The following is a 15846-nucleotide window of genomic DNA, read 5'->3' as shown; positions in this document are numbered from 1 at the left end:
ATTAAACCGTTCTTCTTATCAGGTTAAATGCTTCTTTTAGTTTGCCGGCATCTTTTATACCAGGGCTAATTTCAAACTTGCTGTTCAGGTCAACAGCATAAAATTGCGGGTGCGAAATCTTTAGTGCAGCTTCCAAGTTATCAAGACTAAGTCCCCCGCTTAAAAAAAACGGCGCATTATGCGTGTAATTCTTCAAAACCGACCAGTCAAACGTCAGGCCGCTCCCGCCCGGTTTGTTACTACGCGTATCGAACAAAAAATAATCGACGTGCGGCAAATAAACGTCAAGGTCATCAAAATCAAATTCTTCATCAATGTTAAAAGCTTTAATCACCTTAACTCTTTTTTTTAATCCGGCACAAAACTCGGGGTTTTCTACACCATGCAACTGCACAGCGTCTAATTCGTATTCAGAAATCAAAGAGTTAATACTCTCAAAAGAATCGTTTACAAAAACGCCTGTTTTAACAATAGCTGGGCTAATCGCCTTTGTAACCGATGAGGGTAATCCATCAATATATCTGGGCGACCGCGGGTAAAATATCAAACCGATAAAATCCGGTCCGAGCGCCTCAATTGCCTTTATGTTGTTTGGATCTTTTAACCCGCAAACCTTTATCTTCATTAGTTGGCGTTAATTAAATTTGTGAAGCTCTTTAACGCTTTTTTGCCCAACAGTGACTCTTCAGCCTCATAAAAACAGTCACCAAAAGATTTTTCTGGGCTTATTGTTCTGATAGCGAGCGCAGCGTTACTTAACACCACATTGTTCTGCGCGTCGGCGCCATCGCCCTTTAAAACATTTGTAAAAATCGCAGCCGAATCGGCGACGGTATGCCCGCCCGTAATACTTGCCGGATCGAGCACATCGAAGCCTAAACCTTTAACGGTATTTATCTTTTCGCCTGCGGCAGAGAATGTTTTAAAATCGCAGGTGAGCGATACTTCGTCGTAACCGTCTAAAGCGTTCACAATGGTATAATTAGTCGACGATTTTTGGTATAAGTACGCATACAAACGCGCTAATTCCAAGTTATAGACACCTACGAGTTGATTTTTCGGCTTCGCCGGATTCACCAGCGGGCCAAGCATATTAAAGAAAGTTTTCACACCCAATTCGCGGCGAATAGGTGCCACAGTCTTCATCGCAGGGTGAAATAGCGGTGCATGCAAAAAGCAAATATTCGCAGCGTCGATAGTTGAGTTTAATTTACCGGTATCATTGGTGAAACTGTAACCCAGGTATTCAATAACGTTTGAAGAACCGCAACCCGAAGACACACCATAATTACCATGTTTCGCCACCTTGTAACCGGCACCTGCAACAACAAATGAGGCCAGCGTAGAAATGTTGAAAGTGTCTTTACCATCACCGCCCGTGCCGCACAGATCTATCAGGTCACCGGCTTCGATATTTACCGGAAGGCACAGCTCCAGCATGGCTTCACGAAATCCCTCTAACTCGTCAACGGTGATGCTACGCATACAATATGCCGTCATAAATGCTGCCATTTGCGAGGCATTATACTTCCCCTGACCGATGTCAGTCAGTATCTCTTTAGACTGCTGCCTGCTAAATGTCTTATGTTCAAAAAGGTGATTTAAAATTTGTTTCATGGCATAAAAAAAGGGTTGCTTATCAGCAACCCTTCCAATATTTAACAAACGAAAACAGGATTGCCTTACGATTTCTCGTTAGGCCACCAACCGTTTAAGTTTAATTTTTTCATTTGTTGTTATGGTGACAAATATGAGTATTGTTTTCACCAAAAACAAACCGATTTATATTTTTTGTCTATTTTAAACACCGTTTTAGCAGTTACGAAATGGCGATCAGAAAACATGCGGTAAACCCCGAAGACGACCTTGGTTTCGGCACCCAGGCCATAAGCCAGCGGGTTGTAAATAAAAACGGCACCATCAATGTAAAACGTGAGGGAATACCCTTTTTTAACACTACAAATACTTATCATAAGCTCATATCCATGCGCTGGCCACTGTTTTGGCTTATGGTATTATCCGGCTATTTAATTACCAATCTCATATTTGCAAGCATTTATGTTAGCATAGGCATACGCAACCTTAACGGTGCGGAGGGCAAGGATTTTCTGCATCATTTTCTTAGCGCTTTCTTTTTTTCTGCGCAGACGCTCTCGACTGTTGGATACGGCCATATTAGTCCGTCCGGTGTTGCTACCAATTTTATCGCGGCATTTGAATCTATGATGGGTTTGCTGGCATTCGCTTTAGCAACCGGTTTATTATATGGGCGCTTCTCAAGACCGACAGCGAGGATCGCATTCAGCGACCAGTTACTGGTTGCGCCATATCAGCTCACCAATGGCAAGGGACTAATGTTCAGGCTGGCCAATAAGCGTCCTAATCTGCTGCTGGAGGTAACTGTGGAGATGATATTCTCTTACAATGAAATGGTAGATGGCAAACCTATGCGCCGTTTTTATACCTTGCCGTTGGAACGCAGCCACGTGAGTTTATTAACGCTTAGCTGGACAGTAGTTCACCCGCTGGATGAGAACAGTCCGCTGCATAACGTAACCCGCGAGGACCTTAAGAACGGTAATGCTACATTTGCAGTGTTGGTACAAGCTTTCGACGAAACATTTTCCCAAACAGTACATGCCCGTACATCATATATGTACGACGAGATGGTGTGGGGCGCACGTTTTACTCCTACTTTCTACAATGACAACGAAGGAAAGGTACATCTGCACTTAGGCAAAATCAGTGATTACACAGAAGCAGAACTGCCTGCGTTAAATTGATCACTTCAGCAGCGAATCCTTTTCTTTAGCGAATACGTTATAAACCAATTTATCCAATAACCCCGGGACAAACTTGCTTAATAAGTTAGTTAGCTTGCCTTGAGTTGTCATAACCAGCGTTCTTGCTTTATTTTCAACGCCTGTAGCTATGCGTTTAGCTACTTCTTCGGCGGTCATCATTTTATCCTCTTCCAGGTTGCTTTCACCCTGCTGATTACCGTTTTTGTCTAATGCCACATTACGAATGTTAGATGCTGTAAAACCAGGGCAGGCTATCAGCACGTTCAATCCTGTATGGAGGTTTTCAGTCCTCAGTGAGTCTAGAAAACCGTTCATGGCAAACTTCGAAGCAGAATAAGCGCTGCGGCTAGGTAACCCTTTAATTCCCGATATTGAAGATATACCTACAACTGTTCCCTTATTAGCCAAGAGCTGAGGCATAGCATAACGCGTGCAATATACAGTGCCCCAAAAGTTGATATCCATAACGCTTTTGAAAACGCTTAGATCCATATCTTTAAAAAGAGCACGCATGGTGATACCGGCATTATTCACAAGTACATCTATCCGAGCAAAGGTAGCAACCGTCTGTTTGATCATCGATTCACAGTCGCCTTCTTTGCTTACATCGCACTGAATGGATAGGGCTTTAACCGGGTATTTTTTCTGTACGTCTTCGGAGATTTCGCAAAGTGTTACATATTGCCTTGCCGCGAGCACCACATTGGCGCCGCGCGAAGCAAACTCGTAAACCATAGCTTTACCGATACCGGAAGATGCCCCGGTAATCACGACAACTTTATCCTTTAAGTTCATATGCAGGGTACAGCTCCTGCAATGGTTTAACTTTTACAGCAGGCAAACTGAAGAAATATTTGATGACGAAGATAAACAACGCTCCGTAAAATCCTTTGAGATATTGCCAGCTAAATTTCGTGACAGCTTGTGCCTGCTCTTTAATGATATAAGTTTTTGGAAAGTAGTAATTTTTGAAACCGGCCAGGCGTAAACGATAAGAAATGTCGATGTTACTTCCATATTTACCAAAGCGCTCGTCGAACTTACCGACAGTGTCTAAGGCTGATCTGCGCAATAACATAAAACTACTGCCTAACACGTCCATCTCGATGGTATCAAACTCGTCTTCGTGGTGTGCAGCAAAGTTGTGGCGTAAACGCGATTTAGGGAATTGCTTGAGCAACCCGGTCAATTTGAAAAATGCAATCCAGCTATCAGGCAATACCTTTTTCGAAGATTGCAAATAATTGCCATCAGCATCCAGCATACGTACGCTTAACCCGCCAGCGTGCTGATGGTGATCCATAAACTGTACAGATCTTTTAATAGCGTCATACTGCAAAACAGCATCCGGCTGTAAGATCAAAATATACTCGCCGATTGAGTTAGCTATGCCAAAATTAATGTCTTGAGAGATGTTATCTACGTAAGATTTAAAATAACGGACTATTGGTTCGGCCTTCGAATTCTTAGTTTCACCAATCACAATAATTTCAGACTCGACTTTATCTGCAGCAGCGGACAGTGCAGTTAACGCGTAAGGCGACAACTTGCTCCCTTTATGGTTTACCACAATTACAGATACCTTCATGTACTTAGCCTGATAGTGAGTTTTCGTAGGGTACGCGTGTCGCTATTGACCTTCCGAGTGTAATCTCGTCAACGTACTCTAACTCACCACCAAAAGCTATGCCACGGGCAATGGTAGATATGTTTAGTTTAAAGTTTTTAAGTCTTTTGTTAAGGTAAAAAATCGTGGTGTCGCCTTCCATGGTCGCGCTCAATGCAAAGAACACTTCTTTTATATCTCCCCGGCTCACACGTTCTATCAAAGAATCAATTTCAAGGTCGGCCGGGCCTACCCCATCCATCGGCGAAATTAAACCGCCAAGTACATGGTACACTCCGTTAAACTGGTCAGTATTTTCAACTGCCATCACGTCGCGTGTATCTTCCACTATACAAATGATGCCGTGGTCGCGTTTGGGAGAACTACAGATGTCGCAAACAGGCTGGTCAGAAATATTGTGACAGGTTGAGCAAAACAGAATCTCGTTACGCAGCTTAACCATCGCGTCGCTAAAAGATTGCACCTCCTCTTTGTCCTGACCGAGCAAATGCAGCACTAATCTGAGCGCTGTCTTAGGCCCAACGCCCGGCAGCTTAGCAAACTCGGCAACGGCATTTTCTAACAGCTTGGAGGAGAAATTCATTCATCAAATTTAAAAAAAACGGCATCATTTCTTGTCAAGATACGGTCAACAGCCTATCTTTCGCCTTGTAACCAATTAACGATTTAATACAAAACTATGTCGCCGGCCGTATTACTCTTATTTATCATCGGGTACTTTGTAGTGCTGGTGGCTATATCATTCCTCACTGCCGGCAAATCTTCAGACAATGATACGTTCTTTGTGGCCAACCGCAACTCCAAATGGTATCTCGTTGCCTTTGGTATGATAGGTACCGCGCTTAGCGGCGTAACATTCATATCCGTTCCCGGCAAAGTCGGCGCACCAACCGGGGATCAATTCGCTTACTTTCAATTTGTTTTAGGGAATGCGGCAGGCTTTATTGTGGTGTGTACGGTTTTATTGCCACTGTACTACAGATTAAGGCTAACGTCTATTTACGGCTATATAGAAAGTGCATTGGGTTTATGGAGTTACAAGACCGCGGCTGGGATATTCCTGATCAGCCGAACCATAGGTTCTGCATTCAGGCTTTACCTCGTTGTAATTATTTTGCAAAAGTTCATTTTCGATAGCTATCACGTTCCATTCGCGGTCACAGTGCTTATATGCCTGGCGCTCATCTGGTCTTACACCTACAAAGGCGGCTTAAAAACTATCATCATCACAGATAGCTTGCAGACTTTGTTTCTGGTGGCATCAGTATTTCTGTCCATATTTTTTATCTGCCGGAGCTTAAATCTTGACGTAGTCTCTGCTTTTGAGACAGTGAAAAACAGCAATTACTCCAAAATATTTTTCTTCAACGAGTTTGTGATCAGCAAATTTCACTTCACAAAACAGTTCCTTGGGGGCATGTTTATCACCATCGCGATGGTGGGCCTCGACCAGGACCTGATGCAGAAAAACCTAAGCTTAAAAAACATCGGAGAAGCACAGAAAAACATGTTCAGTTTCACAGCCATCTTTGTAGTGATCAACATTTTTTTCCTAAGCGTAGGTGCATTGCTTTATATATACGCGGTTAAGAATGGCATCACTGTCGCTAAAACTGATTATCTGTATCCAACAATCGCGCTCAATTACCTGGGTACTGCCCCGGCAGTTGTGTTTATGTTGGGGTTAACTGCGGCAACCTTTGCTACCACAGATTCTGCATTAACTGCTTTAACAACATCCTTCTGCGTCGACTTTTTGAACTTTAATAAGCGTGCTGATTCAAATTCTAAACAAGCCATCGCAACCCGCCATTATGTGCATGTCGCATTTTCCGGGTTGATGTTTTTAACTATCGTCTTTTTCAACACTATTAACAATGATGCGGTAGTGAGCGCAATTTTCAAAGTTGCCTCGTATACCTATGGCCCGCTATTGGGTTTGTATTCGTTCGGCCTGTTAATGAACAGTCGCCAGGTGAATGATAAACTTGTTCCGTTTATTTGTCTCATTTCTCCTGCTATTTGCTATTTCTTGAGTACAGAGTCTGCACGGTTGTTTGGCGGGTATGTTTTTGATAACGAACTCATCATTGTCAACGGATTGATTACATTTGCCGGCTTATTGGCTACCTCGAAACCAAAACAGACGGTAGCTGTAATATAATAAATTACATTATGACTGGTGATGAAAAACTAACCAAGGCCTTCGCTAACCACGACTGGCACGAAATAAAAGTTACTGACTCCTGGCAGATCTTTAAGATCATGGCCGAGTTTGTTGACGGATTTGAGAAATTGGCCAAGATAGGCCCATGTGTGTCGATATTCGGTTCGGCGCGCACAAAAAATGAGAACAAGTATTACGAGATGGCGGTAGAAACCGCACGTTTACTGGCAGAACGTGGCTATGGCGTAATATCAGGCGGTGGACCGGGCATTATGGAAGCAGCTAATAAAGGTGCTTACGAAGCCGGCGGTAAATCTGTAGGTCTGAACATCGAATTGCCATTTGAGCAATTTCACAATAAATACATCGACCGCGATAAATTACTGGAGTTCGATTATTTCTTTGTGCGTAAGGTAATGTTCATGAAGTATTCTCAAGGGTTTATTGTGTTACCGGGTGGTTTCGGAACGCTTGATGAATCTTTCGAAGCAATTACACTAATACAAACCGGTAAAATTGCCCGCTTCCCTATCGTGTTTATTGGCGTAGATTATTGGAAAGGGTTATTTGAATGGGTGGAAGAAAAAATGCTGAACGCTGAACATAATATCAGCCCCGATGATTTGAACCTTTACCGGGTAGTTGACACGGCCGAAGAAGCTGTTGAACATATCTTCAGGTTCTATCAGAAATATCTTCTAAAACCAAACTTTTAAAAAGCCCCCTCCGGGGCTTTTTTATGCTCAAATATCAGGACTGTAAAGCCAAATGTAATTTGTATAACGTATTGGCTCATAATGTATTTCGCAAAATCAACAATATTTTCGTTAACACGAAATTAATGTTGTGAAATTAAGATGGGTTCAAAAATTTAATTAGTTTCGTTGCATGGACAACTCCAAACGCAGCCCCGCCCTTGGGTTTATCTTCGTAACTTTACTTATTGATATTACGGGTTTTGGTATCATTATTCCGGTTTTTCCTAAACTAATAGAGAAGCTGATACACGGCAATTTAAGCCAGGCTGCGCAGTGGGGCGGGTGGTTGTTATTTGCCTATTCAGTAATGCAATTCCTGTTCGCACCTGTATTAGGTAATTTGAGTGATAAGTATGGTCGCAGGCCGATATTGCTTGGTTCGCTTTTGGGATTTGCAATTGATTATACCTTTTTAGCTTTCGCGCCAAACATTTGGTTACTCTTTATAGGTAGAATCATTGCGGGTATCACCGGTGCCAGCTTTACCACAGCCGCTGCTTACATTGCAGATATCAGCACGCCAGAAAAGCGAGCTCAAAACTTTGGTTTAATAGGCGCCGCTTTTGGTTTAGGTTTTATCATCGGGCCGGTGCTTGGCGGTATTCTGGGACACATCGATGTTCGCCTTCCGTTTCTTACTGCAGCAGGTTTGGCGTTACTGAACGCCGCATACGGGTTCTTTATCCTGCCTGAATCATTAGCCATAGAAAACCGGAGGAAGTTTGAATGGAAACGCGCAAACCCTATCGGCTCACTTAAACAACTAAGGCGTTACCCCGCAATTGCCGGCTTAGTTGGCTCATTAACACTTATCTACATCGCTGCTCACGCGGTTCAAAGTACCTGGTCATATTTTACCATGTCACGTTTCGGTTGGAACGAATCTACGGTCGGTTATTCTCTTGGCGTAGTAGGAGTATTATCCGGTTTGGTACAGGGTGTTTTGATACGCTTTACCATTCCTAAGTTTGGGCAGAAGAAGAGTATCGTCATAGGCTTTGCGTTGTATACACTTGCGCTTTCGTTATTTGCCTTTGCCAATCAAAGCTGGATGATGTTCGCCTTTCTTATCCCGTACTGTTTAGGTGGTATCGCAGGCCCTGCGCTGCAAGGCCTTATAAGTACTCAAATACCGCCGAATGAACAAGGCGAACTGCAAGGCGGACTTACAAGTTTAATGAGCGCAACCTCTATTGTTGGCCCGATATTGATGACCAACCTGTTTGCTTATTTCACGAGCAAAAACGCGCCGGTTACATTTCCGGGTGCACCATTTTTGATGGGCGCTATCCTGATGGTATTAAGCACGCTGTTTGCTATCCGCAGCTTTAACCGTGCGAGAGAAAAAAATGTGATGAGCGAACCGGAAATGGAAGCAGCCGAGCAAACAATACAGCCCCATTAATTTGTTATAGCATTTCAATGGCTGATATTGTTGTAAAGAAGCGCCCTACCGCGGCTTTAGGTTTCATCTTTGTAACCATATTTATCGATGTACTGGGTTTAGGGATCATCATCCCTATCCTGCCCAAACTGTTAGAACAATTAGGCCACACAGACATTAGTACGGCTGGGCTTTATAGCGGCTATCTCACCTTTACTTACGCGCTGATGCAGTTTCTGTTTTCGCCTGTTTTAGGCAACCTCAGCGACAGGTATGGCCGAAGGCCTATCCTACTTGGCTCACTGTTTGGATTTGGTTTAGACTACCTGCTAATGGCTTTCGCGCCCTCGCTGGCGTGGTTGTTTGTTGGGCGGACCATTGCCGGTATTGCAGGAGCAAGCACAACAACAGCAACGGCATACATCGCAGATGTAAGCACCGGTGATAACCGCGCGGCAAATTTCGGGTTGGTTGGCGCTGCATCCGGTCTTGGCTTCATCCTGGGGATAGGTTTGGGCGGATATCTTGGTGCATTAGGGATAAGAATTCCATTTATGGTTGCTGGTGGCCTCGCCTTTTTAAACGCGGCCTATGGTTACTTTGTATTGCCCGAATCATTAAGTAAACGCAACCGCCGGGCCTTTAGCTGGAAGAGTGCTAATCCCATAAGTTCATTAATAAAACTGATTAGGTACCCAGTTATCACAGGCCTTATCGGTGCTTTCGCGTTGGTTTATGTAGCGCAAAAAGCAGTTGAAAGTGTGCTGGCATTCTTCGTTATTGCCAAGTTCGACTGGACATTACCCAGCATAAGCAGCCTGGGTATTTTCATTGGGGTTTTGTTAGTTTCCATCCAAGCAGGATTGATACGTTTGATCATACCAAAATTTGGTTTGGAGAAAACCATCGTATCGGGGCTTTTATTTTACGCTATCGGGCTTGCGTTGATCGCTTTTGCGGGTTATGGATGGATGATGTATGTGTTTATGATCCCGTATTGTTTGGGCGGCATATCAGGCCCAGCTTTGCAGGGCTTAATTACTGAAAAAGTAGCGGCGAATGAGCAAGGAGAGTTACAAGGCGCGCTGACCAGTTTGTCGAGCGTTACAACTGTGGTTGGACCATTATTAATGACCGCGGTATTCCATCATTTCACAATGAATAACGCGCCCGTACATTTTCCGGGCGCTCCCTTTTTTTTAGGGTCACTATTGATGCTAATAGCAACTTTTATTTCGATAGGAAACTTTAGAAACCAGCGCAGGCTAAACGCTCCGAAAGTTACTCCAGACCAGATACCCCCCCTGATATAACGAATTTCATCATTTCGGCGGCGCTTTTATTTATCGGTGTCACTTTATCAGCAGATATAATGACTACCTGCCCTGCAAATGAATAAGACCACGGGAAATAAACGGCAACCTGTCCTGGCAAACCCAACGCGCTCAGATCTTTTTGGGTGAGGAAGCCAATTTTCTTTAAACCAAATTCATTTACCTCGACCAGAACAGGCTCATTAAATTTCTTTTCTTCGCCAACAAAGGCTTCTGTCAGATCTTTAATAGAAGAGTATAGAAATTTTAAAAGCGGCAAGCGGTTTAGCCAGCGGGCAAACCATTGCTTTATCGGGTCTGTAACAATGTAAGTTAGTAGAATCCCTGCGAAAAGAATTACGATCAGTACACTTAAAATACCTAAACCCGGTATATAGATTGGCTTACCAGTTTTCGGGTTGATTAGCAGGATATCGCTAAGGTTTAAAGTTCTGTCCAAGCCGGCTATGGCCCAATATACCAGAAAGATGGCGGCCCCTAGCGGCACCACCACAATCAACCCTTTAAGAAAATATCTGATCAATGCGCGGGCAACCCTATTCATGTGTACTGCAAATTCTACTCATAAAAGTACACTCTTTTTACACGCTGCGAAATATTTGTTAGTATTTCGTATGGGATGGTACCGATCTCTTGCGCCATGTCTTCAATGCGGTGCTCGTGGTTAAAAACGATCACCTCGTCGCCCTCGTTCGCATCAATATTGCTTACATCTATCATGCACATATCCATTGCAATGTTGCCTACCGTAGGCACAAGATTGCCTTTCACCAGCATTTTGCCTATGCCGTTACCGAAAGCCCGCAGATAGCCGTCGGCATAACCAATGCGTACTGTTGCTATTTTTCCGTCGGCTGCCAATTTGCCCATGCGGTTATATCCCACAGTCTCGCCTGCAGTTATCCGTTTTATCTGAGAAATGTTGGTTTTAAGCGTAGCAACAGGTTGCAGTCCATTCATATGATCAGGTATTGATGCGTCAATACCATACAGACCGATGCCCAACCGCACCATATCGTACTGCGCCATGGGCCAGCGTATAATTGCCGAGGTATTGGAAATATGCCTGATGAACTTATAGTCTAACGCGCGCTCCAGTTTAAGGTAAGCCTTCTCGTACCGTTTCATTTGCTGCAGTGTAAAAGCATCGTGCTGAGGCGCGTCGCTGGCTACCAGGTGTGAGAATACCGATTTTACTTTTACACAATCCACCTGTTCCAAAAAGTCACAAAGTTCATCTACCTCCAGAACGTCAAACCCGAGGCGGTGCATGCCGGTGTCTATCTTCAGGTGGATAGGATATGCAGTGATCTTATTGCGGAAGGCAAACTTTACGAATTCATCCAGCTGGTTGAAACTGTATATTTCGGGCTCAAGGTTATGTTCTACCATTTTATCAAAAGCCGCAGCCTCGGGGTTGAGCACCATTATCGGCAGGTTAATGCCGCTCTCGCGAAGCGAAACCCCCTCATCGATATAGGCTACTGCCAGATAATCCACCTTTGCATACTGAAGCACATTAGCAATCTCAAACGTGCCGCTGCCATAAGAAAACGCCTTAACCATGGCCATCACTTTAACGCGTGGATATAATTTTGATCTATAAAAATTAAGATTATCAACCATAGCATTCAGATTAATCTCCATCAGCGTTTCGTGCGCCTTTTGGGTCAGCGCCTTGCTAATGCGCTCGAAACCAAATATCCTGGACCCCTTAATCAATATTGTTTCGTCCCGCAGATCAAGTTTGCCCAGCTGCTTTATGAACGATTGTGTATCGGTGTAAAAAAACTTTTTCGAAATATTGAAATAACGCTGATGCTCGGTTAAAGCTTCACCAACACCAATAAAGCGGTTGATGTTTTTTGTGCCGATCAGTGATGCAACCTGTTTGTAAAGTTCGTCGACCTGTAAGCCCGATTGGTAAATATCCGATAGTATAACCGTTTTATTTTTGTGCTGGTTTTGTTGACTTAGAAAGTTAAGGGCGATCTCAAGGGACTGTAAATCAGAGTTATATGAATCGTCAATTATCGTACAATCGTTGATACCCATTTTAAGCTCAAGCCGCATACTTACGGCTGTAAGATGTTCCAGGCGTTTGTCGCATTCTACAGCGCTGTAACCCAAAGCAAGCATGGTTGCCCAGCAGGTTATGGCATTTTCTACCGAGGCATCATCAAGAAAAGGAATAAGGCATTCAATTTCTTTACCCCGGTAGCGCGCACGCAAGTAATAGTTTTTAGATATTATGGTTTCGCTGAAAACATACAAGTCCGACTGTGAAAATTCACGGCTCCAGGTGAATTTGCGTGGTGCAGTAATTTCATCCTGAAAGGTGACGAGGGCATCGTACTGGTAGATGAGCAGTTGAACATGCTGAAATAGCTTCAACTTCTCTTTCACCTTGTCATCATAGCTTGCAAACCCTTCATTATGCGCCGAGCCCAGATGCGTCAATACACCGATCCGCGGCTTGATGATCTCTTCTAAAACCGCCATCTCTCCCGACGTTGATACACCCGCTTCAAAAATGCCCAGGGTGTTTTCATTAGCAATTTGCCATACGGATAAAGGCACGCCAATTTGCGAATTGTAACTACGCGGGCTGCGAACGATATTCTTATCAGGTGATAGTAGCTGGAAAAGCCATTCTTTGACTATAGTTTTGCCGTTGCTGCCTGTAATGCCAATCACCTCCAGATCAAACTTGTCACGGTGATTGATCGCCAATTGCTGCAAGGCCTTTAACACGTCGGGCACGATCAGAAAATTAGCGTTCTCGAAAACTTGTCGCGGTAATTGTTTTACTATGAAGTTGCGCACGCCAAGTTTATAGGCTTCATCAATAAACTCGTGGCCATCGCGACGGCTCCTAAGGGCAAAAAACAAAGCTTCATGCGTGTTCACCGCGCGGCGGCTGTCGGTCAGTAAAACGCTTATGTAAGTGTCTGTTATAACATTGCCCTCTGCGTTGAGTATCTGCTTAATTTCGGCTATCGAATAGGTATTATGGGGCATAGGTACTAATCTGGCATATTTATTCTGATACAAGAAATTTTACGTTATTTTAGTTTTGATGGAAGAGTCAAAACCGCGGAAAAAGATATACAGCGACGCTGAGGCGCTTAAAAAAGCAGAACATTATTGCGCTTATCAGGAACGTTCGCAGCAGGAAGTGCGCGACAAATTATACGAGTGGGGTGCCTATCCAAACGTGATCGAACAAACCATCAGCAAACTTATAGATGGCAATTTTTTGAACGAAGAGCGCTTTGCTAAAGCTTACGTGCACGGCAAGTTGCATATAAAGCATTGGGGGCGCATCAAGATAAAGCAAGGTCTTAAGCTAAAGCGTGTATCAGAGCCGCTCATAAAAAAAGCCTTGCTGTCGATAGATCTCGACGAATATGAAAAGATCCTGCGAAACCTGCTCGAAAAGAAAAAGCGATCGATTAATGAAAAAGAAGGTTACAAGCTAAATTACAAACTTATACAGTATGCGCAGAGTCGAGGCTTTGAGAGTGATTTAGTGAGGCAAGTTTTACAGAGTAGGTAAATTTATCGGTTAGAATAGTGACCCATGCCGAAATCACATAAACTGTAACAGTTGATTCTGCCACCTTATAAATGAGGCGGTCCTTAAGATTTATCCGCCTTGACCAAAATCCGGCAAGTTCATATTTTAAAGCTTCGGGTTGGCCGGTTCCGGTGTAAGGATGTTCCGTGAGTTCTAAAAAATTTTCTCAATCTTTTTAATGCTGGCTTTGTCGTCAGATCTAAAATGTTTGCGCAAATGCTGTTGAGCAAGTTCTTCTATCTTAAGTGCAAACTTCCCCATACATCATTTGCATCTATTGAGATGTAGTTGCCTCGTTTTTCAGCGTCCTTAATTGCAGCTACAAATTCCGTATCGTATCCGCTGCTTTGCGTTTCCACACTAATTTTTAAAGCTTTAGCCACAGCTTTGAGGGCAGCTACTTGTTCTTTATTTTTAGGATGCATGATTAGTGTTTCCATACTCAAATTTAATTAAAAATAGCTAAATCTCTAATTATTAATGCTCATTCTCCCCCGTCATTTGTCGTATTCGTACCTTGTATCGGGTAATTAATCGCCCGTTATTTGTGTAAACATTTAAAAACCACATTATGAGAAAGATCAAGATCATTGAGCACATTTCTTTGGACGGCGTGATAGAACATGACAATGAATACGTTTATGGCGCCTGGACAGTACCTTACCGTACGCCGGCGGGGATGGCTATGCTGATGGAGGCGCAGGGTCAAAACTTTGACTTGTTGGTTGGTCGACGCACATATGATGCCCTCGGCAGCTTTTGGCCTACGGCGCAAAGCCCTATCGCTGCGGGAATGAATAACGCCACAAAATATGTGGCTACGCATAGACCGAAAGGATTAGAATGGGGACCTGCAGAAAGTCTTGGCACAGATATCATTAATGCCATTAAAAACTTAAAAAACACATATGGTCCCGACCTGGTCATTCCCGGCAGTGCATCATTAACAACGCTTTTACTAGGCGAAGGCTTGATAGATGAACTGGTTTTGGTAGTGTCGCCGGTATTGTTAGGTAAGGGCAAACGTCTGTTCACAGACGATGCTTACGCGCAAGAATTAGAATTTGTGAGCACTAAAACCACTCCTACAGGCGTATTGTTAAACACGTATAAATATGTGGGCAAATTAAAAAGCTGATGAAAGATCTTGTCAAATCTATTCGCCCGTTTATAGGCGCCAAAGACTTTGAAATTTCGCGAAGCTTTTACCGCGATCTGGGTTTTGAAGAGGTAATTATATCTGCTGATATGTCGCTGTTCAAAACCGGCGACTTCGGTTTCTATCTTCAGAAATATTACGTCAAAGACTGGGTAGATAACACCATGATCTTTTTGGAGGTAACTGATGTAGACGCGCAATGGGATTATTTAGTAAGCCTAAACCTGCCGGCTAAATACAAAGGTGCACGGCTTACGCCTATTAAAACAGATTATTGGGGCCGCGAATGTTTTTTGCATGACCCTAGTGGCATATTGTGGCACTTCGGGCAATTTGCGTAATATGGTCTATGTCAACTTTTATTTGTGAAAAACAGGCACTTAACTGCGTTTTGATATTTTTTTAAATCAAACGTTTGCAGAATATTCAATTCTGTCTATATTTGCACCACCAAAACGCAAAACGGTTGTCACGGCAAACGTTTAACAAATGCGAAAGTAGCTCAGTTGGTAGAGCACGACCTTGCCAAGGTCGGGGTCGCGAGTTCGAATCTCGTCTTTCGCTCTAAGATCCCTTCCCACCTCGAGAAGGGATTTGTTTTTAAAAGGTTACTCACCTGCTCAGATGGTGGAACTGGTAGACACGCAGGACTTAAAATCCTGTTCCCGTTAAAGGAGTGCGGGTTCGATTCCCGCTCTGAGTACAAAAGCCGCTTTCGACGAAGCGGCTTTTTTTGTCGGTCGAACATCGGTTAAACATTTTCTTTCCAAAACATTTCTATCCCCCGTTCCTTTAATAATTAAACAATCAATTTTTAACCAAGGAGAAAATATGGATAAGGACAGAACAGACGGCATACTTGAGCAAGCGAAAGGTGCCGTGAAAGAAGCAGCCGGCAAAATAACCGGTGATGCAAAGCTGGAAGCTGAAGGTAAGACCGATAAAGCTGCAGGCAAAGTGCAAAACGCCGTAGGTGGAATCAAAGACGCACTCAAAGAAGACTAAAGTGTCAAAAAAGAAAGCCCCGGAACGG

17 protein-coding genes, 2 tRNA genes and 1 pseudogene are annotated in these 15846 nt (G+C 43.6%); 11 read left to right on the top strand and 9 right to left on the bottom strand.

Features of this window, described 5'->3' with window-relative positions; genetic code table 11:
• Window position 1: 1 nt before the first annotated feature.
• Together GO620_RS05785 and trpD are read right to left on the bottom strand one after the other, a co-directional pair.
• The gene (locus GO620_RS05785) at window positions 2–625 is read right to left on the bottom strand and encodes a phosphoribosylanthranilate isomerase (RefSeq protein WP_157523540.1); all 624 of its coding nucleotides are present in this window, start codon (window positions 623–625) and stop codon (window positions 2–4) included.
• Window positions 625–1617, bottom strand: coding sequence for an anthranilate phosphoribosyltransferase (gene trpD / locus GO620_RS05780; RefSeq protein WP_157523539.1), 993 nt, complete (start codon window positions 1615–1617; stop codon window positions 625–627). Before trpD ends, GO620_RS05785 begins: the two co-directional genes overlap by 1 nt.
• 209 nt (window positions 1618–1826) lie before the next feature.
• On the opposite strand from trpD, the gene GO620_RS05775 reads away from it, so the two are divergent.
• Window positions 1827–2783, top strand: a complete 957-nt coding sequence (locus GO620_RS05775) for an ion channel (RefSeq protein ID WP_157523538.1) — start codon at window positions 1827–1829, stop codon at window positions 2781–2783.
• On the opposite strand, the gene GO620_RS05770 is transcribed toward GO620_RS05775, so the two are convergent.
• The 3 genes from GO620_RS05770 to recR are packed head-to-tail and all read right to left on the bottom strand — an operon-like array spanning window position 2784 to window position 5014.
• Window positions 2784–3599: an SDR family oxidoreductase gene (locus tag GO620_RS05770; RefSeq protein WP_157523537.1), complete on the bottom strand. Its 816-nt coding sequence runs from the start codon at window positions 3597–3599 to the stop codon at window positions 2784–2786. It lies immediately after the preceding gene.
• On the bottom strand, window positions 3583–4392 hold the full coding sequence (locus GO620_RS05765; RefSeq protein ID WP_157523536.1) for a glycosyltransferase: 810 nt from the start codon (window positions 4390–4392) through the stop codon (window positions 3583–3585). The genes GO620_RS05770 and GO620_RS05765 overlap by 17 nt, the downstream gene beginning before the upstream one ends.
• Window positions 4393–4396: 4 nt before the next feature.
• Window positions 4397–5014: a recombination mediator RecR gene (recR, locus tag GO620_RS05760; protein ID WP_157523535.1), complete on the bottom strand. Its 618-nt coding sequence runs from the start codon at window positions 5012–5014 to the stop codon at window positions 4397–4399.
• A 96-nt stretch (window positions 5015–5110) separates the two neighbouring features.
• Here recR and GO620_RS05755 point away from each other — a divergent pair, with 96 nt between their 5' ends.
• The 4 genes from GO620_RS05755 (at window position 5111) to GO620_RS05740 (ending at window position 10053) form a co-directional block, all read left to right on the top strand.
• On the top strand, window positions 5111–6595 hold the full coding sequence (locus tag GO620_RS05755) for a sodium:solute symporter (protein WP_157523534.1): 1485 nt from the start codon (window positions 5111–5113) through the stop codon (window positions 6593–6595).
• Between the two features lie 11 nt (window positions 6596–6606).
• Window positions 6607–7314 (top strand): LOG family protein, encoded by a 708-nt coding sequence (locus GO620_RS05750; RefSeq protein WP_157523533.1) that lies wholly within the window; start codon window positions 6607–6609, stop codon window positions 7312–7314.
• Between the two features lie 172 nt (window positions 7315–7486).
• Window positions 7487–8761 (top strand): TCR/Tet family MFS transporter, encoded by a 1275-nt coding sequence (locus GO620_RS05745; protein ID WP_157523532.1) that lies wholly within the window; start codon window positions 7487–7489, stop codon window positions 8759–8761.
• Window positions 8762–8778: 17 nt separating this feature from the next.
• Window positions 8779–10053, top strand: a complete 1275-nt coding sequence (locus GO620_RS05740) for a TCR/Tet family MFS transporter (RefSeq protein ID WP_157523531.1) — start codon at window positions 8779–8781, stop codon at window positions 10051–10053.
• On the opposite strand, the gene GO620_RS05735 is transcribed toward GO620_RS05740, so the two are convergent.
• Both GO620_RS05735 and GO620_RS05730 read right to left on the bottom strand, forming a co-directional pair.
• A complete protein-coding gene (locus tag GO620_RS05735) occupies window positions 10022–10618 on the bottom strand; it encodes a DUF502 domain-containing protein (protein WP_157523530.1) in 597 nt (198 codons plus the stop codon). The two genes, GO620_RS05740 and GO620_RS05735, sit on opposite strands and share 32 nt — an antisense overlap.
• A 14-nt stretch (window positions 10619–10632) precedes the next feature.
• Window positions 10633–13095, bottom strand: a complete 2463-nt coding sequence (locus GO620_RS05730; RefSeq protein WP_157523529.1) for a bifunctional UDP-N-acetylmuramoyl-tripeptide:D-alanyl-D-alanine ligase/alanine racemase — start codon at window positions 13093–13095, stop codon at window positions 10633–10635.
• A 58-nt stretch (window positions 13096–13153) separates the two neighbouring features.
• On the opposite strand from GO620_RS05730, the gene GO620_RS05725 reads away from it, so the two are divergent.
• On the top strand, window positions 13154–13633 hold the full coding sequence (locus GO620_RS05725; protein ID WP_157523528.1) for a regulatory protein RecX: 480 nt from the start codon (window positions 13154–13156) through the stop codon (window positions 13631–13633).
• Here the strand turns inward: GO620_RS05725 and GO620_RS17205 are convergent.
• Both GO620_RS17205 and GO620_RS05715 read right to left on the bottom strand, forming a co-directional pair.
• A pseudogene (locus GO620_RS17205) lies at window positions 13566–13745 on the bottom strand (hypothetical protein); the annotation flags it as partial. The gene GO620_RS05725 and the pseudogene GO620_RS17205 sit on opposite strands and share 68 nt — an antisense overlap.
• Before the next feature lie 145 nt (window positions 13746–13890).
• Entirely contained in the window at window positions 13891–14094 is a 204-nt protein-coding gene (locus GO620_RS05715; RefSeq protein WP_157523527.1) for a DUF2683 family protein, read from the bottom strand.
• 131 nt (window positions 14095–14225) lie between these two features.
• Here GO620_RS05715 and GO620_RS05710 point away from each other — a divergent pair, with 131 nt between their 5' ends.
• The 5 genes from GO620_RS05710 to GO620_RS05690 all read left to right on the top strand — a co-directional run bounded on the left by GO620_RS05710 (window position 14226) and on the right by GO620_RS05690 (window position 15818).
• Window positions 14226–14792 (top strand): dihydrofolate reductase family protein, encoded by a 567-nt coding sequence (locus GO620_RS05710; protein ID WP_157523526.1) that lies wholly within the window; start codon window positions 14226–14228, stop codon window positions 14790–14792.
• Window positions 14792–15154 carry a VOC family protein gene (locus GO620_RS05705; RefSeq protein WP_157523525.1) on the top strand — a complete coding sequence of 121 codons (363 nt, stop codon included), beginning with the start codon at window positions 14792–14794 and terminating at the stop codon, window positions 15152–15154. The genes GO620_RS05710 and GO620_RS05705 overlap by 1 nt, the downstream gene beginning before the upstream one ends.
• Before the next feature lie 150 nt (window positions 15155–15304).
• A tRNA-Gly gene (locus GO620_RS05700) sits at window positions 15305–15377 on the top strand.
• A 54-nt stretch (window positions 15378–15431) separates the two neighbouring features.
• A tRNA-Leu gene (locus GO620_RS05695) sits at window positions 15432–15516 on the top strand.
• A gap of 128 nt (window positions 15517–15644) precedes the next feature.
• Window positions 15645–15818, top strand: coding sequence for a CsbD family protein (locus tag GO620_RS05690; RefSeq protein ID WP_157523524.1), 174 nt, complete (start codon window positions 15645–15647; stop codon window positions 15816–15818).
• Window positions 15819–15846: the final 28 nt, after the last annotated feature.

The organism is Mucilaginibacter ginkgonis (genome assembly GCF_009754905.2).
GTDB lineage: Bacteria > Bacteroidota > Bacteroidia > Sphingobacteriales > Sphingobacteriaceae > Mucilaginibacter > Mucilaginibacter ginkgonis.
Note: the sequence above shows the minus strand (reverse complement) of the source record. Positions and strands in the feature narration are given on the sequence as shown.